This is a genomic window from Ruegeria sp. O5, assembly GCF_056535105.1.
Map to the genome: position 1 here is coordinate 651992 of NZ_JBQERN010000001.1, position 19186 is coordinate 671177.

The window sequence follows — 19186 nt, forward strand, 5'->3', positions numbered from 1 at the left end:
CAGAGAAGATGCGCCACAGGCGCGTTGACGGCGGGCGGGAGCGTTCACCTCCGGTAGTGCCCCTTCAATCCAACAACTGATCCTTTCGCAAACCCGCACGCTCATAATGATGCGGCAACACGCGTCCATAGAGCTGCTGCGTCCGCTCGATCCCGCCGCACATGCCTTCGGCCTCGACAAATGAAAAGATCCCCACATACCGCCGCCGTGTGCCCTTGACCGGGGCGACTCTGTGCAGGGAATAGCGGCCTTTGAATATCTGTAGGTCCCCAGGTTGCAGGTCCAGCCGATGAACGCGCGCCTTGTTTCCGTCCAGAACCGACGCGACCTGATCGAAATTTTCATCCTCGGCTGTGCGCAGATTGGGTGCGTATTCGAATGCACCGCCCTGCTCGCCATTCTGGATCGCCAGTGTCACGGTGTAGTTGTTGGTGTCGAAATGCCAGGGAAAGCCCCGCCCCTCCTCCACGACATTGATGATCACGTCTGCCAATGGATCATCGTAACGAAAGAAGCGGTCCTCAGGCTCATCCAGCGCATCCCGAATGAAAGGAAGAAATCCGCTAAACTCGTAAATCCTGCGCAAAGGACCGGAATGCGCAAAATTGTCGGCAGGAACAAACGCGTTCGAACGGTCATAGAACCGTCTGATCGGATGGGCGGCGTCGAACCGTGGGTCGTCTTTGGTGAAATAGGCATTTGTGCGATTGAAAGACCGGTGTGCATTGGGTGCCACCTCATCTGCCTCCTGCACCAACAGCTCGATCCCTTGCGCGTGTGCGAAACCCGGTAGAACCGCACATCCGTCCTGTTCCAACTCGCGCCGCAAATCCCCGATCAATCGCCTGTAAGCTGGCGAATCCGGGCGATCGATCGGATATCGTCCCAGATCTACCAGGTCCTGTAACATGCTCCGCCTCCCTCGTTTGCGACCACAAGGTCAGCGTGACCCAGACAAAACACCGGATCATGCCAGTTTCAGACATCGGCCTGACGCATTCAGACCTTCATACTTGTCCCGCCCTCAGGAAAACGACTGCCCTTTTCCCGGAAATTCCCGGCATGCGGCAATCTGCGCAACAAAATTTCGCAAAATACCGCCATTGAGATAGAAAATTGGTGGATTTGCCTGTTGACGCTCCTCCCCCCCGACCATAATGTCCCCTCCAAGCAAAAAGGAGCCTCTGGCGATGAGAACGCTAGTCGTAATCGTAGGAACCACGCGCATGGGCCGGTAACGGTAAACCATAATCGAACCCATGCGCCTCCGAAAATTCGGGGGCTTTTTTTTGTCAAACGCAAGACACATGTCGCGAACGGAGCAAAGCAGATGACACGTGAGATGACCGGCGCAAAGATGGTGGTTCAGGCCCTCAAGGATCAGGGCGTGGACACGGTTTTCGGATACCCCGGTGGCGCCGTCCTACCGATCTATGACGAGATCTTTCTGCAAAACGACATTCGCCACATTCTGGTGCGTCACGAACAGGGTGCGATCCACGCCGCCGAAGGCTATGCGCGGTCGACCGGTAAGCCGGGTGTTGCGCTTGTAACCTCTGGTCCCGGTGCCACAAACGCCGTTACTGGCCTGACTGATGCGTTGCTGGATTCGATTCCGATTGTGGTTCTGACCGGGCAGGTCCCGACCTTCATGATCGGATCGGATGCCTTTCAGGAAGCCGACACCGTTGGCATCACCCGCCCCTGCACCAAGCATAACTGGCTGGTAAAGGACACGAATTCGCTGGCCGAAACGCTGCACGAGGCGTTCCATGTGGCCAAGTCGGGCCGTCCCGGCCCGGTTCTGATCGACATTCCCAAGGATGTGCAGTTTGCCACGGGTGAATACAACAGTCCCAAACCTTCGACCTCGCATTACCAGCCAGTGCTGAAAGGCGATCTGGAGGAAATCAACGAACTTGTTGCAGCCATTGAAAAAGCCAAGAAACCAGTTTTCTACACGGGTGGTGGTGTCATCAACTCTGGCCCCGCAGCCAGCCAGTTGCTGCGCGAGTTGGTGGATTCCACGGGCTTCCCGATCACCTCAACCCTGATGGGTCTGGGTGCCTATCCGGCGTCGGGCGAAAACTGGTTGGGGATGCTGGGGATGCATGGCCTCTACGAGGCGAACCTTGCGATGCATGGCTGTGACCTGATGATCAACATCGGCGCACGGTTCGACGACCGGATCACCGGGCGCATCGACGCGTTCTCTCCAAAGTCGAAGAAAGCCCATATCGATATTGATCCGTCTTCGATCAACAAGGTCATCCGTGTGGACATCCCGATTGTCGGCGACGTGGCGCATGTACTGGAAGACATTCTGAAGGTGTGGAAGTCACGCGGGCGCAAGACCGATGCGGCAGCCGTCAAGAAATGGCAGGCGCAGATCTCTGAATGGCGCAAGATCAACTGTCTGTCCTACACCAACAGCGAAAAGTCGATCAAACCGCAATACGCGCTGCAACGTCTTGAAGAGCTCACGAAAAAGCATGATCGCTATATCACGACCGAGGTTGGGCAGCATCAGATGTGGGCGGCACAATATCTTGGGTTCGAAGATCCCAACCGCTGGATGACATCGGGCGGGTTGGGCACGATGGGCTACGGCTTCCCGGCTTCGATCGGTGTGCAGATGGCACATCCTGACGCGTTGGTAATCAACGTCGCCGGTGAAGCCTCTTGGCTGATGAACATGCAGGAAATGGGCACAGCCGTTCAATACCGCCTGCCGGTCAAGCAGTTCATCCTGAACAACGAACGCCTCGGCATGGTCCGCCAGTGGCAGGAGCTGCTGCATGGCGAGCGCTATTCGCATAGCTGGTCCGAGGCCCTGCCCGATTTCGTCAAACTCGCCGAGGCCTTCGGGGCCAAGGGTATCCTGTGTTCCGACCCCGCCGATCTGGACGATGCGATCATGGAGATGATCAACTACGACGGCCCAGTGATCTTCGACTGTCTGGTCGAAAAGCACGAGAACTGCTTCCCGATGATCCCGTCGGGCAAGGCACATAACGAGATGCTTCTGGGTGAGGCCGAAACGCAGGGCGTGATCGATAGCAAAGGTTCGGTTCTGGTCTGATACCGCCCGAGGATTACCGCCGGGCGACCGTTGCGCCCGGCAAACACAGGATGATGAAAGGGACATAAATGTCTGCCCTACATATCAAAAAAGGCTCCAACCGCCATTCGGCCTATAACCTACGGCCTACCTTCTCGGACGTGCAGGAACGCCATACCATTGCCGTGCTGGTCGAGAACGAACCCGGTGTCCTGGCCCGTGTGATCGGTCTGTTCTCGGGGCGCGGATACAACATCGAAAGTCTTACCGTGGCCGAGGTGGATCACACAGGACACCTGAGCCGCATCACCATTGTCACCACCGGCACACCGCAGGTGATCGAACAGATCAAGGCGCAGCTGGGGCGGATCGTGACTGTCCATGACGTGCATGACCTGACGGTCGAAGGCCCTTCGGTTGAACGCGAACTGGCCATCATCAAGGTCGTGGGTGAAGGCGACAAACGCGTCGAGGCGCTGCGCCTGGCTGACATCTTCCGTGCCAATGTGGTCGACAGCACCCTGAACTCTTTCATTTTCGAAATCACCGGCGCGCCGGACAAGATCGACGCTTTTGCTGACCTGATGCGCCCGTTGGGCCTGATGGAAATCGCCCGCACCGGCGTGGCGGCCCTGCTGCGCGGCGACTGAACAATATACCCGCCTTGGGGCTTTTCCTGCATCCAAGGCGGGAGCACATCTTTGGGTTGGTGGGCATTTGCAAAATCAACCCACACGTCCTTCTATGCGCTAAATTTGCCATAGGGTAAGCTTTTCCGGATAAAGATTAGGCATTTTCAGATAAAGCCTATTGCCATTGCGCTTTATGGCATTAGCCTCAACGTGCAACGCGACGTGGGGATACGTTGCTTGGGGTCAATCTGTACGATTTTTCAATGCGCGCCGGGGCTTGGTTCCAGTGCTGCGATGGTTTTTCAGGAAACTTAGCAAGGCGTGGGCATCCATGACCGACGACATTCGCAGCCCGGCTGAACTTCGCGCGATGTTTGGCGCGAACCTGCGACAACTGGCACGAAGGTATCGGTCGGTCTCGGCACTGTGCCGCAAGCTTGGCGTGAATCGGACGCAGTTCAACAGGTATCTTTCGGGTGAAAGTGTACCACGGCCGGATGTTTTGGATCGCATCTGCCGGTTTTTCGACGTGGATGCGCGCATCCTCCTGAAGCCCCTGGACGAAATTGAAAAGATCGAGGACCACCCCGCAGCGGCGGCCTTGACCGAGTTTCTGGGATCAGGTGTGGACATGATCGCCAGAACTGCGTTTTCTCCGGGGTTTTATGCCGTGATCGAAAGCGTCTCGGCCTCGCACCGCATGACCTTGCTGCACGCCCGACCACTGGCCCAATGCACATTGATACGCGGATATGTCTCGCGCGCCGCGATGCCCGAAGCAACGCCGCAGGCGCGCGAAATACAAGGGATCGTCGCCTGCACCGGCAGTTCCGTCTATATGCTGACCTCTCAGCGAGCGGGTCAGAACAGCCGCGTTTATATGATTTCACCCGATCCCACGGGAACAGCGGTTCAGTGGCGCGGCACGGTCATAAGCCCGGCCGCCCCTGAGGCACCGGAACCCGTGGTTCTGAAATATCTCGGGCACGATGCAACGGCGATTTTCGCCGCTGCGCGCTTGTCGACCAACAATCCGGCACAGTATCCCTGAGCGGTTTTCTCAGGACGATGTGCCCTCCCCTTCGACTTGGGTGATTTGCCTATACAGGTGCCAACTGGCATGGCCTAACAGTGGCAGAACCACCAAAAGGCCCAGAAACCAGGGCACCATGGCCAGGAACGTCAGAACAGCGATGATTACCCCCCAGGCAAGCATCACCGGAAAATTCCCGGACACATAGGTAAAACTTGCAATCATTGCCGTGACAAAATCCAGTTCGCGATCCAGCAGCAGTGGGATCGACAATACGGTGATCATATAGAGAACGGTTGCGAATACCGCCCCAACCACCGTGCCCACAGCCAGCATTGTCAGGCCATTCGCCGTCAGAAAGACCTCAAGCGAGGATGACACGTTAGTCATCGTGGCCAGCCCAAGGAACAGGGCAAAGATCATGTGCCCCAGGAAAAACCAGAACAGAAACACCACGACGATGATGGCGCAAATCGACGGCAATTGCCGGCGGCTTTGTTGCAGCACGACACCAAAGATTGCACCAAGATCCAGCGGTTCGCCCTGTTCCAGCCGGTGCGACACCTCGTAAAGGCCAACAGCGGCAAACGGGCCGATCAGTGGAAAGCCGATAGCTGCCAGAACCAGCCAGAAGGTTGTACCAGTCTGGATGGTGACCCATGCCATCGCCCATCCCGCAAGCACGTAGAACCCGGCAAAGATCAACCCGAACTGCGGCGCGCGCCGAAAGTCGGCCCAGGCGCGCTTCAACGCTGTGCGCAGCATGGCTGTATCTACCGGACGCATGTCCGGAACGCCAAATGGCTTTTCCATTTAGTCTCCTCCCTGATCGGCGTTATGACATCGCCGGCCTCTTGTTAGGCCAGTCGGTTTCGGTGTGATACGCCGCCCCGACCGACAGTAATTTCTGATCCGATCCTTTTGGTCCAAACAGTTGAAAGCCCATGGGCAGGCCCTGCACACCAAACCCGGCGGGCGCGGCCAGACAAGGCAAGCCAATCAGGCTGACCGGTACCGTGACATGCATCCAGCGATGATATGTATCCATTGCGCGGTCCGCGATCCGGGTGGGGTATGGCGTTTCGATCCCAAACGGCCAAACCTGTGCGGATGGCAGGACAAGGGCATCAAACTGCTCGAACAGTTCCGCCGCGCGCCGGAACCATTCTGACCGGATTACGCTGGCGTGATGCACATCCATGGCACTCATCGTCAGACCCCGGTCCAGCTCCCACTGGGCTGTGTCTTTCAGATGGTCCCGTCGTTCAGCCAAAGGTTCCAGCCCTGCGGCGACAGTCCAGGACCGCAGGGTGATCCAACTGGTCCATAACCGTTCGGCATCGAAAGGCGGGGCGACATGTTCAACACGCGCGCCCCGCGCTTCGAACACCTTCAACGCATCCCGGCACAGCTCAAGGATTCCGGCTTCAACTGGAAAGGCCCCACCCCAATCGCCCAGCCAGCCAATGCGCAACCCGTTCAGATCTGCTGCGACCACCGGGGAAACCCGTGCGTATTCTCCGACCAATGGCAGGCGCGGATCGGGCCCCGAGATCACATCGAGCAGGATACCCAAATCTTCGGGACTGCGCGCCATCGGCCCCAGCGTGGACAGTTGATGCAGGAAACTGTCACCCACAGGATCAGACGGCACCCTGCCCCAGCTTGGGCGAAAGCCGTAGACGTTGTTCCAGGCCGCCGGGTTGCGCAGGCTGCCCATCATGTCAGACCCGTCGGCCAATGCCACCATACCCGTTGCCAAAGCCACTGCCGCACCACCGGATGAGCCACCGCAGGTGAAACTGGCATCATACGGGTTGCGCGTCGCACCATAGACCGGGTTGAACGTGTGCGAACCCAGCCCGAACTCCGGCGTATTGGTCTTGCCGATCAGGATGGCGCCCGCGGCCCGCATCCTGGCGGCAATCAGATCATCCCTGTCAGGGACGACATCCCTGAAAACAGGCGATCCATGCGAAGAGACAATACCTGCCACATTGACCAAATCCTTGACGGCAATTGGCAGTCCGTGCAGCGGGCCAGTGACAGGGCCGCTGTCGCGGGTCTGCGCTTCGGCCATCAGCTCGCCCTTGTCCCGCAGCGCCACGATGGCGTTCACGTCACCGTTGACTTTGGCAGTGCGATCCAGCGTGGCCCGCATGACTTCTGTGGCCGAAACCTGCCGGGTAGCCAGTTGGTTCAGAAGCTCTGTGGCAGATATCCGGGTCAGGTCCATAACACGCCAGTCTGTTGTTGGTCTTCGACAGCCTAGCGAGCGGTTCACCTCATTTAAACCCACTGTTTAGATGTATCTTTTCTTGTCTTACTAACAACAGCATCACAGTGCTTTGCGGTGCAATGGCAGGTTGCTGTCCCGGCCCAGCCAATACCGTAGGCAAACGGCAATGGCCGCGCTACTCAACACCAGCCAGACCCCACCCCACAGCATCGCGGTGCCGCCGAATTCCTCGGCCAGTAGGAACGCGTCCGAGCGCGCGCCGGACCGTCGGATGGTGTCATCAAAGATATCAAACGGGACATAGATCATGCTGGTCAGCCCGATGACGCGCAGCACCAGATCACTGACCTCGTGGCTCATGAACCACGCTGTCGCAATCATTGCGGCCCCGACGCCTGCGCAAAATAACAAGGCGAAAGCATCGCGTATGTACAGCAGTGCGATCAGACACATGATTGCGCCGAAAACAGCCAAAACAGCCCGGTCAGCATTTGTCCGCAAGGCGATGATCAAAAGCGCCATGCCAAACACGAGCGAGCCGAGATAGCCGGCGGACAGGCTGAGAAACCTGCTGCCGCCCCGGCCGATCACCATCCCTCCTTGCTGGGGTGAGATCGTGAAACTCTCGACCGAACCGCCAGTCAGTAGGATTGTCACGGCATGAGACAGCTCATGCAGAAAGACGACCAGAATTTTCAGCGGAACTACAACCGGCGTGTTCCAGAGCGCAAAGACCAGACCGGTGATCAGGATTAGCTGCCAGTGCCCTTTCAGCAGGTCCGGAAAGGAACGCTGGCGTGTCACCTTAGCTGTCGCCCTGCGCCTCGGATCGGCTTTTGCCTGCCACGTTCAGGGCCAAGGTTGCCGCCATGAATCCGTCCAGGTCCCCGTCCAGAACCCCTTTGGTATCCGAGGTTTCGTGATTGGTTCGCAGGTCCTTGACCATCTGATAGGGCTGCAAGACGTAAGACCGGATCTGGTTGCCCCAGCCCGCATCGCCCTTAGCCTCGTGCGCCGCGTTGATATCCGCGTTGCGGCGATCCAGTTCCTGCTGGTACAGGCGCGATTTCAGGGCTTTCATGGCAATATCACGGTTCTGGTGCTGCGACTTTTCCGAGCTGGTCACAACAATCCCGGTCGGGATGTGCGTGATCCGAACAGCCGAGTCGGTGGTGTTCACGTGCTGGCCGCCAGCCCCCGAAGAGCGGTAGGTGTCGATGCGGATATCGGCCGGGTTCACCTCGATCTCGATATTGTCGTCGACCACCGGATAGACCCAGACCGAACTGAAAGACGTATGGCGCTTGGCAGCCGAGTCATAGGGCGAGATCCGCACCAGCCGGTGCACGCCGCTTTCCGATTTCAGCCAGCCATAGGCATTGTGACCGGAAATCTTGTAAGCTGCGGATTTGATCCCCGCTTCTTCGCCCGGTGTCTCGGATTGCAGCTCGACCGTGTAACCCTTTTTCTCGGCCCAGCGCACATACATGCGCGCCAGCATCGACGCCCAGTCGCAGCTTTCGGTTCCCCCCGCGCCCGAGTTGATTTCGAGGAACGTATCATTGCTGTCGGCCTCACCGTCCAGCAGCGCCTCAAGCTCTTTTTTGGCGGCTCTGGCTTTCAGCGTCTTGATCGCGGCTTCGGCATCCTGAACGACTTCTTGGTCTTCCTCCATCTCGCCCAACTCGATCAGTTCGATATTGTCGTTGAGGTCGGTCTTGATGGATTCATACGTCTCGATTGCATCGACCAGCATCTGCCGCTCGCGCATCAGTTTCTGCGCGTTTTCAGGGTTATCCCAAAGGTTGGGGTCTTCGACGCGCGCGTTGAATTCCTCAAGGCGATGCGGTGCGGTTTCATAGTCCATACGCTGCGCCAGCAGCTCCAGCGACTTTTTTATATCCGCCACGATGTTCTGGGTTTCGGCGCGCATGGTCTTGTCCCAACTTGCTCAATCAGGCCTGCGTGATAGCAAGAGGTGCGAGACACCACAAGACAGGCTGGACCTGAATGCAAAACACAGTCGAAGAGTTTCTGGGCAGATGGGATTTGCACTTTCCTGAACTGGTTGCGGACACCGGCCATGCAAGAGTGTGGAAAGTACAATCCAATTGCGGCCCAGCTGCCTTGAAGCTATATCGCAGGCAAGATCGCGGGAACGAAAAACCGGGCACAAACTTGTTGGTCGGGTGGCGCGACAGGGGCGCTGTTCGGATTTTGGAAGAGGCACGGAGCGCCGTACTGATGGAGTGGTTGGATGGACCATCTCTGGGAGATATCGCCCGCGCGGGCAGGCCCGAAGAAGCCGTCAAGACACTTGCGGAAACAGCAGCGTGTTTGCACGCAGGGGACCCGGTCAGCGCCACTGGAATGAAACCCTTGCAACAGGTGTTCGCCCCCTTGGCTGAATGCACCTTTGCGGCCGAGTGCCCTGCCCAACTGCGTAACGCGGTGAAGTCAGCGATTGCACTAAGTGAAGACTTGTTAGACAGCCAACCTTCACCCGTACCTCTTCACGGGGACTTTCATCCAGACAATGTCATTATGACACTATCAGGACCCCGGATCATCGATGCAAAAGGTTATCTAGGCGATCCCGCTTTTGAACTGGCCAACGCGTTGCGACACCCTAAGGGAATGCCGGATCTTGTGCGCCAACCCCTGCAAATCGAAACCTGTCTGTCGGAGTATTCCAAAGCAATGAGTGTTCCACGAATACGGCTGGCTCAATGGGCTGCCGCGAAATGCGCATTGTCCATCTACTGGCGATCTGACGGCCCGATCTGCGGTGACGCAGAAGCTGATCTACTAAACCTGTTTCTGAAAGCGGCCGGTCAGTAAAGCCCGCCGGTGCTCAGGTCCCCTTGGGAAGCTTTCGGACCAACGGTCACGGTCTGGCCCGTCGACGTCTGAACCTGTACACCAGCGCGCTGGACTTCTTCAAACAATGGCAGGTCCGATCCGATGGCAAAACCACCATCATAGACACGGTCGATAAAACCATCGACGCCGTCGCGGAAGAATTCGGCCACGACATAGTCACCGGTGGCATCATCGGGCAGACGGGCCCCGCTGAAGCGGTCGATCTTGATGAAATGACCGCCTTCCGGCACTTCAAACGGACCGCCGCCATATTTTTCGACCGCTTTTTCCATGAAGCTCTGGAACACAGGGCCACACAGCGTGCCACCATAGGCCCCACGTCCCATCGGACGCGGTCGATCATAACCGATGTAGCAACCGGCCACGATGTTCGACGTAAAGCCGATGAACCACGCATCCTTGGAGTCGTTGGTGGTTCCGGTTTTGCCCGCTGTTGGCACGGGCAGATTCACAACGCTGGATGCCGTCCCGCGATCGACCACACCCTTCATCATCGATGTCAGCTGATAGGCGGTGATCGCATCCATGACCTGCGCGCGATCCGTGACAAGGGTCGGCGATTCATCTGGTTCCAGCCAGGTCGAGTTACAGTCCAGACACTGACGGTCATCGTGGCGATAGATGGTTTTTCCGAACCGGTCCTGAATGCGGTCGACCAGAGTGGGTTCCACACGCTGGCCGCCATTGGCGAACATCGCATAGGCCGCGACCATCTTGTAAAGCGTGGTTTCTTCGGCCCCCAGCGAGTTGGCCAAAAATGCGCCCATCCTGTCATAGACACCGAACCGTTCCGCATAGCCGGCAACGACGGGCATTGTAACTTCCTGCGCCAGACGGATGGTCATCAGGTTCCGCGACTGTTCGATCCCAGTGCGCAAAGGAGTTGGACCGTAGAACTTGTTGGAGGAGTTCTTGGGGCGCCACAGACCCTGCGGCGTGTTCACTTCGATGGGTGCATCGACAACGATGGTCGCGGGGCTGTATCCGCTGTCCAGCGCGGCAGCATAGACAAACGGCTTGAAGGACGATCCCGGCTGGCGTTGTGCCTGTGTGGCCCGGTTGAACACGGTATCCTGATACGAGAACCCGCCCTGCATCGCCAGAACACGACCCGAGTTCACGTCCATCGCGACAAAGCCGCCTTGTACCTCGGGCACCTGGCGCGCCGACCATTGCCCATCTTCACCCGCAACGACAAAAATGACGTCACCGCGCTTGAAGTTGGCGGCAAAATCACCCTGCATCCACTTGATGTCCGCGCGCGGGATAGTCCCATCGGCAGGACCTTCTTCGACACCAACGGTCAGTTGCTGGTCGGTCACGCCCAGAACCACGGCGGGATACCAACGGGTTGGCAGAATAACGTCGCGCGGAATTTCCATGGCCGCCAGCGCCTCGCGCCATTGCGCCTCATCCGCCAGTTTTTCTTCCGGGATCACGTCACCTGTTCCGCGCCATTTGCCACGGGAGCGGTCGTATTTCTCAAGCGCCTCGCGCAGGGCCCGTGCGGCCTCAACCTGCATTTCCTCATCCACCGATGCACGCACGGTGAAGCCGCCGGTAAAGAACTCGCCCTCACCAAAATCTTCGCTCAGCTGGCGACGGATTTCATCGGTGAAATAGTCGCGGGGCGGCAGGGCCGTACGGAAGCTTTCAAAATCTCCGTTCTGGACCGAGCGCAGAGGCAATTCGACCTCGGCCTCATAAGTCGCCTGATCGATGTAACCGTTCTGCTGCATCTCGCGTAACACGTAATTGCGGCGGGCCAGAAGGCGCTCTTTTTGCCAAACGGGGTGGTAATCTGACGGCGCTTTGGGCATGGCAGCCAGCATGGCGGCCTCATGCGGGGCCAGTTCCTGGAGGGTCTTGTTGAAATAGGTCTGTGCGGCGGCAGTCACACCATAAGAGTTCTGGCCCAGAAAGATCTCGTTCATATAAAGTTCGAGTATCTGTTCTTTGTCCAATGTATCCTCAAGCCGGGTCGCAAGAATGATTTCCTTGATCTTGCGCTCAGCCCGGCGGTCACCGGACAGCAGAAAGTTCTTCATGACCTGCTGCGTGATGGTCGACGCACCGCGTACGGTTTCGCCCTTGGTCCGCACCGCCTCGACCCCGGCGGCAATGATGCCGCGCGGGTCATAGCCCTGATGGTTGTAGAAATTCTTGTCTTCCGCCGAAATAAACGCCTGCTTCACCAGATCCGGGATTTCCTCGGACGGGGTGAACAGGCGGCGTTCCTGCGCGAATTCATCAATCAGCTTGCCTTCACCCGAATAGATCCGGCTGATTGTGGGTGGTTTGTACTGTGCCAGCGACTCGTGGCTGGGCAGATCGCGCCCATACATCCAGAACACCGCACCGATCACCAGCGCGGCCATGAAAATACCCAATGTCACGAGGCTGAAAATCGCCCCGAAAATCGAAAGAATGAACCGGATCACGTTACTGCCTTTTTCTCGCGGTGCCGCCTATATAGTGATGCGCCGCCCAAGGGTCAAAACACCGAGCGTATTCTAGCCGTTTTGCGCCGCAAGGTCACTGGCCAATAAGGGATTTGCGGATCACATCCTGCTGGCGCCAATCTTCAAGCCCCCGATGAATTCCCAGCGCCATTCTCGCCCGCCAATCAGGATCATTGAGGTTCTTCAGGTCTCTGGGGCTGGACAGAAACCCAAGCTCGACCAGAACCGACGGGATGTCCGCCGCCTTGAGTACTGAAAAAGACGCGGTACGCAGGGGTTTGCCGTTCATCGGCCCCCCTTGTTGTGCCAGACCGTTTGCAATGGCCTTGGCCAGCGCGCTTGTGCGTGGCATCGTTTCCTGACGGGCCATGTCCAGCAGAACATCCGTGATCTGATCATCTGCCCCGTTCAGATCGACACCGGAAATCAAATCCCCGCGGTCGTGCCGTTCCGCCAGCTTCGCACTGGCCACATCCGAGGCATCGTTGGACAGGGTATAAACCACCGCACCATGCGCCCGCCCTTCGGACAGGGAATCAGCGTGCAGCGAAATGAACAGGTCCGCACCGGCCCGGTGCGCCAGCGCAATTCGGCGCTCCAGCGAGACGAACTGATCGTCGACCCGTGTCAGAACCACCTCGTACCCGCCTGATCTTAGAAGGATTTCGCGCAGCTCACGTGCGAAAGTCAGCATCAGGGTTTTTTCATCAATCGCGTCTGTCTCGGCCCCCGGATCAATGCCTCCGTGGCCCGGATCCAGCATGACACGCAAGGGTCGGTCGGCGCTGCGCACCGCGGCTTGCGGCACATCCGCCGGATCCGGCAAGTCCCAGCCCGGGTTTCGCGGCGCACCTGCCGAGGAGTTGAAGGCATCGAAATCCGTCCCCTTGAGGTCGAGCGACAACAATGCAGCCCCCGAATCCTCTGCCACCGACATTTCTGCTTTCGTCACTGCCATCGGTGCCCCCAGTTCCAGCACCAGACGTGACCAACCCGGAACATATGCGCCGAACTGCACGCCGCTGATGCGATCGGATTGCAGGAAATCTTCGCGGGTCAGCCCGACCCAATCCACTTCGTTGAAGTCCAGAACCATACGGTAGGGATCCTGCAAGGTGAAAATCCTGTAGGGAACGCCCTGACTGAGGGCGATGTCCACCCGAACACCGGTACGCCCGACATCCGTAATACGGCTCTGGTCAGGCTGGACACGCGCCAACGCGCTAAAATCCTGCGCAATGGCACCACCAGCCAACGCCCAGAACAGCGCAATGCTAAAGAAGATCCTGCTCATGGCCTCAAGTTTTCCCGAGATCGTTTGCCGGGCACCCTATACCACAAGGGGCGGCTTGTGAACGGCTCAGGCCGGTTCCCTGACAGCGCCGCGCCGCGTCATAAAAAGGCGCAAACGCTCAAGCCCTTCCTGAATATCAGAGGTCGCGCGCGCATAGGAAAATCGCAATGTGGTATGGCCGCGCTGTGGGTCAAAATCCAGCCCAGGTGTCACGGCCACACCGGCCTGTTCCAGAATCTCGGCCGCAAATGCGCGACTGTCATCGGTCAAATCAGACACATCGGCATAGACATAAAACGCCCCATCGGGCGGCGCGATGTTCGAAAACCCGGCTTTGGGCAGCCCGTCCAGCATCAGCGCGCGATTGCGGCGGTACACGTCCAGATTGGCTTGCAATTCGTCGTCGCAATCCATGGCAGCCAGCGCTGCGACCTGACTGGCATGGGGGGCGCAGATGAACATGTTCTGAGCGATCCGTTCGACCACGCGCACCTGATCCTCGGGCACCACCATCCAGCCTACGCGCCATCCGGTCATCGAAAAGTATTTCGAGAACGAGTTGATCACATAGCATTTATCTGTCAGTTCCAGCGCCGTCACGGCCTTGGCTTCGTATTCCAGCCCGTGGTAAATCTCATCACTGATGAACGACGCGCCCTGCCCGTGCGCCGCCTCGATCAGGGCGCCCATGGCGGCCCGGTCCAACATCGTACCGGTCGGATTTGCGGGTGAGGCCACCATCAGCCCCTTCAGATCCAACCCCTGAATATCCGCCGCCACGGGCTGCAACCTGTTTTCCGGCGCGGTCGGCAGGTCGACCGGGACCAGACCCAGTGCCTTCAGAATCTGGCGATAGGACGGATAGCCGGGCGCGCCGATACCGACACGGTCGCCACTGTCGAACAATGCGGTAAAGGTCAGCAGGAATCCGCCGGACGAGCCAGGTGTGATCACCACCCGCTCGGGGTTCAGATCGACATTGTACCAATCGCCATAAAGCCGGGCGATCCGCTGCCTCAGGGCGGGCAGACCCAGGGCAACCGTATAGCCCAGCGGGCCTTGCTCCATCGCCGCGGCCAAAGCTTCGGTCGCACCCTTTGGCGCGCCGGTTCCGGGCTGGCCGACTTCCATGTGGATCACGTGGCGACCTGCCTCTTCGGCCTTGCGTGCCGCCTCCATCACATCCATCACGATGAAGGGATCGACCCCGGACCGGGTTGAGTTTCTCATGCCCATCTCCCATGTTGCAGTCATGGCTTTTGAGCGCGTATCCCGGTTGGCGTCAATCCCGGCCCTGATGGTTGCCGTTGTCGTCTGGCTGGCGGCAGCGGTTCAATCGCACGCGCAAAGCCTGATCCGCGACCCTGATATCGAACATGGCCTGCGTGAACTGGCCTTTCCGGTGTTGCGGGCTGCGGGGCTGAACACGAACCGGGTTCAGATTCTGGTCGTAAACGACAACACGTTCAATGCATTCGTCATCGACTACAACGCGATTTATGTGAACTACGGGCTGATTCTGACCGTCGAAAGCCCCGAGATGTTGCAGGCTGTCATCGCCCACGAGGCCGCACATATCTCGAATGGTCATCTGGCACGACGGGCTGAGAACCTGAAAGCGGCGCAGCGCAACGCCAGCCTCGGCACGGCTTTGGCCCTGCTGGCAGCTGCGGCAGGTGGGGGCGAGGCCGCCATCGGGATCGCTGCTGGCACCCAAGGCGCAGCAATTCGCGGTTTTCTGGGTCACACCCGCGCGGAAGAGGCATCCGCTGACCGCAGCGCCGCAAGTTACCTGCGATGGGCCGAAATCTCACCCAGCGGGATGGTGGAACTGCATCGGAAGTTCGCCGGTCAGGAACTGCTGAGTGTCGCCAATCAGGACCCCTATATGCGATCACACCCGACAAGCCGTGATCGTCTGCGCGCCGCCGAGGCGTTCCTGGACGAGTTTGGCGACCGCGCCGTTCCAAACCCCAATTCGGATTACTGGTTTGCGCGGGTTAAAGGTAAGCTGTCGGCCTTTCTGCGGTCACCCAGCTGGACCTTGCGGCGTGCCGGTGAAGAACCCTATCGCGACATCCGCCTGATGCGAGAGGCTTCGGCCTATCATCAGAACCGCGATCTGTCCCGCGCCCGTGCCGCGATAGACGCGGCACTTGCCGAACGTCCTGATGACCCGTTCTATTACGACCTAAAGGGGCAAATCCTGTTAGAAAACAGAAAGGTAAGCGATGCTGTTAATGCTTACGCAAGCGCTGTTGAAATGGCCCCGAACAATGCGTTGATCCTTGCGGGCTATGGGCGCGCCCTGCTGGCGCAAGGGGAAACAAAACAGGCATTGAATGCATTGGAACAGGCGCGCGCGCGCGACTTTCGTAATGCACGCCTGATGCAAGACCTGGGTGTGGCTTACGCGCAGGTCGGAAATAACGGTATGGCTTCGACCGTGACGGCAGAGCGTTATGCGCTGCAAGGTCGGATGGAGGATGCCGGAATTCACGCGAAACGGGCTGTAGGACAGTTGCCCGAAGGCTCTCCGGGTTGGCAAAGGGCACAAGACGTGTTGATTGCCTCAGAACGACTCAAGAAAGATAAAAGGAAACGGAAATGATCCTCAGACATGCTGCACCTGCCCTTCTGGGGCTTTCCATGGCGGCGACCTCAGCACAGGCGCTGGACCTGAACGCGATGAATGATGCCGAAAAGGCAGAGTTTGGCGCTCAGGTACGCGAATACCTGCTGGAAAACCCCGAAGTCATTATCGAGGCAATCAATATCCTCGAACAGCGAAACGCAGTGGCCGAAGCGGCCGCAGACAAGGAACTGGTCGCCGCCAATGCGGAAGAACTGTTCGACGATGGCTATAGCTGGGTCGGCGGCAACCCGGACGGCGATATTACACTGGTCGAGTTTATGGACTACCGCTGCGGCTATTGCCGCCGCGCGGTGCCCGAAGTGGCAAACCTGCTGGCCAGCGATGGCAATATCCGGTTTGTGATCAAAGAACTGCCAATTCTGGGCGACGCATCTGTTTTGTCCTCGCGCTTTGCGGTGGCAACCAAGCAAGTGGCAGGAAATGACGCCTATAAACAGGTTCACGATGCGCTGATGGAATTCAGCGGCGAACCCTCAGAAGTAACTCTTCGCCGCATCTCTGACGGGCTGGGTCTGGACAGTGACGCGATCATCGCCGCGATGGACAGCGACAGCGTCACGGATGAGATCAGCCGCACCCGTGCCCTGGCGCAACGGATGCAGATTTCGGGCACGCCCTCATTCGTGTTGGGAACCGAGTTGCTGCGCGGCTATCTGCCCGCCGATCAGATGCAGCAGATTGCAGATGGCGTTCGCGCAGAACAGGGTTGATAGGTATTGGGGGCGGCACAGCTGCCCCCAGACAAAAAGGCGGATGATCACTGACCTCAGCCGTCTACCGGTTCCACGGCCCGGTGATAGAGATGCCACGTGGTGTGGCCAAGGATCGGCAAGGTAAAGATCAAGCCCATAAACGCCGGAACCATCGACATTAACATTGTGACCGAGATGATCGCTGCCCAGCCGAGCATGACCACAGGGCTTTCCGAGACGACGCGTAAAGACGTCAACATGGCTGAAACAAAATTTGTTTCCCGGTCCAGAAGCATAGGCATGGCGACGACAGTGACCGAAAACAGGACAGCCGACAGGAACGCCCCGACACAGGTGCCGATTGCAAGGAATGTCCAACCCTGCGGAGTGAACAAGATGATGTTCAAGAATCCGTCAAAATCCGAAAAGGATGAATTCTGCAGGATGATCGCAAGCCAAAGCCGGACCTGATAAACCCAAACCCAGAAAATGAACAGCGTGACAAAGGCCATCCAGCCCATTTCGCGCTTGCGTTGATCGGCCATGACAGTGAGGATTTCATACCAGCCAAAACTCTCGCCCTTCTGTAACCGCCGGGACATCTCATAAAGTCCTGCAGCGGCGAAAGGCGCGACCAGAGGAAATCCGACAATCGCAGGAATGATCATCCAGATCTTGCCAAGCCAGACCAAGCTCCAGACCATCAGGATTCCGAAAGCTGCATAGAAAAGCCCGAAGAAACCGCTCATGAAGGGGCGCGCCAGAAAATCGGAAAACCCAGCTTTCAGTGACGCCTTTATATCATCCGAAGTAACACGATTGACCTTGGGCATGGCCTGCTGGTGTGGCGTCAGGTTCTCGGGTGGCGTAGGGCCTGCGGTCTTGGATGTCATGACACACTCCTCCCAAAGCATGGGTCCGCGCTGGTCTGCTTACCGACGGAACCAGCGGCGAAACAGGCAAGTTCAGTCACGAAACAAGTTAGCAACAGCTCAGGCACTGGGGCAAGGGATGAGTAAGGTCGCTATGCCTGCGTTACCGACACAGCCGACCCCACACTACTCTGCCGCTTCCGCAGCCGCGTCCAATTCAGCCGCTTTCTTTTCGACCTGTTCCACGATGTGGTCGATCATCTGATCGTTGGACATCTTGTGGCTGGCCTTGCCCGCCAGATAAACCATCCCGGATCCTGCCCCGCCACCGGTAAACCCGACATCGGTCATCAGCGCCTCGCCCGGTCCGTTGACCACGCAACCGATGATCGACAGGCTCATCGGTGTCTTGATGTGTTCCAGACGACGTTCCAGCGCCTCGACGGTCTTGATGACGTCAAACCCCTGCCGTGCGCAGGACGGGCATGAGATGATGTTGACGCCCCGGTGGCGCAGACCAAGGGACTTGAGGATTTCAAAGCCGACCTTCACCTCTTCCACCGGATCGGCAGACAGGCTGACGCGGATCGTGTCGCCGATCCCCATCCACAGCAGGTTGCCCAACCCGATGGCAGATTTGATGGTGCCGGACACCAGTCCGCCCGCCTCGGTGATACCCAGATGGATGGGCGCATCAGTGGCTTCGGCTATGCCCTGATATGCGGCGGCGGACAGGAAAACGTCGCTGGCCTTCACACTGATTTTGAACTCATGAAAATCATTGTCCTGAAGGATGCGGATATGTTCCAACCCGCTTTCGACCATCGCTTCGGGGCACGGTTCGCCATATTTCTCAAGCAGGTGCTTTTCCAGACTGCCCGCATTCACGCCAATGCGGATCGAGCAATTGTGGTCGCGCGCGGCCTGAATGACTTCTTTCACCCGGCGTTCATCGCCGATGTTGCCGGGATTGATGCGCAGACAGGCAGCGCCTGCTTCGGCCGCCTCGATACCACGGCGATAGTGAAAATGGATGTCCGCAACGATGGGCACCGGGCTTTCGCGCACGATCTCTTTCAATGCCTTAGCCGACGCCTCATCGGGGACTGAAACGCGCACGATATCCGCGCCAGCCTCGGCTGCGGCCTGAACCTGCGCCACTGTTGCCGCCACATCGGTGGTCAGGGTGTTGGTCATGGTCTGAACAGCGATCGGGGCATCGCCCCCGACAGGGACGTTGCCGACCATGATTTGACGGGATTTACGACGATAAATGTCGCGCCAGGGGCGCACGTGATTAAGGGACATAAGGACGGATCCGCGTCTGCCTGAGTTGCGACAGTAGATAGTCCGGCAAAGGGG

Annotated in this window: 16 protein-coding genes; 6 read left to right on the forward strand and 10 right to left on the reverse strand. The window is 58.3% G+C overall.

Translation table 11 applies throughout. The features are described from left to right. Positions 1-64: 64 nt before the first annotated feature. Entirely contained in the window at positions 65-910 is an 846-nt protein-coding gene (locus tag ACR0M3_RS03245; RefSeq protein WP_480909695.1) for a HalD/BesD family halogenase, read from the reverse strand. A 420-nt stretch (positions 911-1330) separates the two neighbouring features. On the opposite strand from ACR0M3_RS03245, the gene ACR0M3_RS03250 reads away from it, so the two are divergent. The 3 genes from ACR0M3_RS03250 (at position 1331) to ACR0M3_RS03260 (ending at position 4744) form a co-directional block, all read left to right on the forward strand. Beyond that, entirely contained in the window at positions 1331-3082 is a 1752-nt protein-coding gene (locus ACR0M3_RS03250) for an acetolactate synthase 3 large subunit (protein WP_480772832.1), read from the forward strand. Positions 3083-3150: 68 nt separating this feature from the next. Beyond that, positions 3151-3711, forward strand: a complete 561-nt coding sequence (ilvN, locus tag ACR0M3_RS03255; protein WP_209503637.1) for an acetolactate synthase small subunit — start codon at positions 3151-3153, stop codon at positions 3709-3711. 313 nt (positions 3712-4024) lie between these two features. Further along, complete coding sequence (locus tag ACR0M3_RS03260) at positions 4025-4744, forward strand: helix-turn-helix domain-containing protein (protein ID WP_480480478.1); 720 nt, start codon at positions 4025-4027, stop codon at positions 4742-4744. A 9-nt stretch (positions 4745-4753) separates the two neighbouring features. On the opposite strand, the gene ACR0M3_RS03265 is transcribed toward ACR0M3_RS03260, so the two are convergent. From ACR0M3_RS03265 to prfB, 4 genes are all read right to left on the reverse strand, one after another. Beyond that, complete coding sequence (locus tag ACR0M3_RS03265) at positions 4754-5539, reverse strand: DUF2189 domain-containing protein (protein ID WP_480485340.1); 786 nt, start codon at positions 5537-5539, stop codon at positions 4754-4756. Between the two features lie 22 nt (positions 5540-5561). Further along, complete coding sequence (locus ACR0M3_RS03270) at positions 5562-6962, reverse strand: amidase (protein WP_480909698.1); 1401 nt, start codon at positions 6960-6962, stop codon at positions 5562-5564. 102 nt (positions 6963-7064) lie between these two features. Then, a complete protein-coding gene (locus tag ACR0M3_RS03275; RefSeq protein ID WP_480909701.1) occupies positions 7065-7769 on the reverse strand; it encodes a M50 family metallopeptidase in 705 nt (234 codons plus the stop codon). A gap of 1 nt (position 7770) precedes the next feature. Then, a complete protein-coding gene (prfB, locus tag ACR0M3_RS03280; protein ID WP_267364019.1) occupies positions 7771-8898 on the reverse strand; it encodes a peptide chain release factor 2 in 1128 nt (375 codons plus the stop codon). 77 nt (positions 8899-8975) lie between these two features. On the opposite strand from prfB, the gene ACR0M3_RS03285 reads away from it, so the two are divergent. Further along, on the forward strand, positions 8976-9806 hold the full coding sequence (locus tag ACR0M3_RS03285) for an aminoglycoside phosphotransferase family protein (protein ID WP_480504794.1): 831 nt from the start codon (positions 8976-8978) through the stop codon (positions 9804-9806). Here the strand turns inward: ACR0M3_RS03285 and ACR0M3_RS03290 are convergent. From ACR0M3_RS03290 to ACR0M3_RS03300, 3 genes are all read right to left on the reverse strand, one after another. Beyond that, on the reverse strand, positions 9800-12289 hold the full coding sequence (locus ACR0M3_RS03290; RefSeq protein WP_480504792.1) for a penicillin-binding protein 1A: 2490 nt from the start codon (positions 12287-12289) through the stop codon (positions 9800-9802). The two genes, ACR0M3_RS03285 and ACR0M3_RS03290, sit on opposite strands and share 7 nt — an antisense overlap. Positions 12290-12383: 94 nt before the next feature. Next, a complete protein-coding gene (locus tag ACR0M3_RS03295; RefSeq protein ID WP_480909704.1) occupies positions 12384-13604 on the reverse strand; it encodes an N-acetylmuramoyl-L-alanine amidase in 1221 nt (406 codons plus the stop codon). A gap of 66 nt (positions 13605-13670) precedes the next feature. Further along, complete coding sequence (locus tag ACR0M3_RS03300) at positions 13671-14834, reverse strand: pyridoxal phosphate-dependent aminotransferase (RefSeq protein WP_480909706.1); 1164 nt, start codon at positions 14832-14834, stop codon at positions 13671-13673. On the opposite strand from ACR0M3_RS03300, the gene ACR0M3_RS03305 reads away from it, so the two are divergent. Beyond that, positions 14833-16215: a M48 family metalloprotease gene (locus tag ACR0M3_RS03305; RefSeq protein WP_480909708.1), complete on the forward strand. Its 1383-nt coding sequence runs from the start codon at positions 14833-14835 to the stop codon at positions 16213-16215. The two genes, ACR0M3_RS03300 and ACR0M3_RS03305, sit on opposite strands and share 2 nt — an antisense overlap. Then, positions 16212-16970, forward strand: a complete 759-nt coding sequence (locus tag ACR0M3_RS03310) for a DsbA family protein (RefSeq protein WP_209503628.1) — start codon at positions 16212-16214, stop codon at positions 16968-16970. The genes ACR0M3_RS03305 and ACR0M3_RS03310 overlap by 4 nt, the downstream gene beginning before the upstream one ends. A gap of 56 nt (positions 16971-17026) precedes the next feature. Here ACR0M3_RS03310 and ACR0M3_RS03315 read toward each other — a convergent pair whose 3' ends face one another. Both ACR0M3_RS03315 and ispG read right to left on the reverse strand, forming a co-directional pair. Further along, a complete protein-coding gene (locus tag ACR0M3_RS03315) occupies positions 17027-17845 on the reverse strand; it encodes a DUF2189 domain-containing protein (RefSeq protein ID WP_480909711.1) in 819 nt (272 codons plus the stop codon). A gap of 165 nt (positions 17846-18010) precedes the next feature. Continuing rightward, complete coding sequence (gene ispG / locus ACR0M3_RS03320) at positions 18011-19132, reverse strand: flavodoxin-dependent (E)-4-hydroxy-3-methylbut-2-enyl-diphosphate synthase (protein WP_209503626.1); 1122 nt, start codon at positions 19130-19132, stop codon at positions 18011-18013. Positions 19133-19186 lie beyond the last annotated feature (54 nt).

Bases quoted from the DNA above. Each gene is read 5' to 3' on its own strand.
- ACR0M3_RS03270 (WP_480909698.1), bottom strand. From the start codon at position 6,962: ATGGACCTGACCCGGATATCTGCCACAGAGCTTCTGAACCAACTGGCT.
- ACR0M3_RS03265 (WP_480485340.1), bottom strand. From the start codon at position 5,539: ATGGAAAAGCCATTTGGCGTTCCGGACATGCGTCCGGTAGATACAGCC.
- ACR0M3_RS03315 (WP_480909711.1), bottom strand. From the start codon at position 17,845: ATGACATCCAAGACCGCAGGCCCTACGCCACCCGAGAACCTGACGCCA.
- ACR0M3_RS03305 (WP_480909708.1), top strand. From the start codon at position 14,833: ATGCCCATCTCCCATGTTGCAGTCATGGCTTTTGAGCGCGTATCCCGG.
- ACR0M3_RS03245 (WP_480909695.1), bottom strand. From the start codon at position 910: ATGTTACAGGACCTGGTAGATCTGGGACGATATCCGATCGATCGCCCG.
- ACR0M3_RS03295 (WP_480909704.1), bottom strand. From the start codon at position 13,604: ATGAGCAGGATCTTCTTTAGCATTGCGCTGTTCTGGGCGTTGGCTGGT.
- ACR0M3_RS03260 (WP_480480478.1), top strand. From the start codon at position 4,025: ATGACCGACGACATTCGCAGCCCGGCTGAACTTCGCGCGATGTTTGGC.
- ilvN (WP_209503637.1), top strand. From the start codon at position 3,151: ATGTCTGCCCTACATATCAAAAAAGGCTCCAACCGCCATTCGGCCTAT.
- ispG (WP_209503626.1), bottom strand. From the start codon at position 19,132: ATGTCCCTTAATCACGTGCGCCCCTGGCGCGACATTTATCGTCGTAAA.
- ACR0M3_RS03285 (WP_480504794.1), top strand. From the start codon at position 8,976: ATGCAAAACACAGTCGAAGAGTTTCTGGGCAGATGGGATTTGCACTTT.
- ACR0M3_RS03250 (WP_480772832.1), top strand. From the start codon at position 1,331: ATGACACGTGAGATGACCGGCGCAAAGATGGTGGTTCAGGCCCTCAAG.
- prfB (WP_267364019.1), bottom strand. From the start codon at position 8,898: ATGCGCGCCGAAACCCAGAACATCGTGGCGGATATAAAAAAGTCGCTG.
- ACR0M3_RS03310 (WP_209503628.1), top strand. From the start codon at position 16,212: ATGATCCTCAGACATGCTGCACCTGCCCTTCTGGGGCTTTCCATGGCG.
- ACR0M3_RS03300 (WP_480909706.1), bottom strand. From the start codon at position 14,834: ATGAGAAACTCAACCCGGTCCGGGGTCGATCCCTTCATCGTGATGGAT.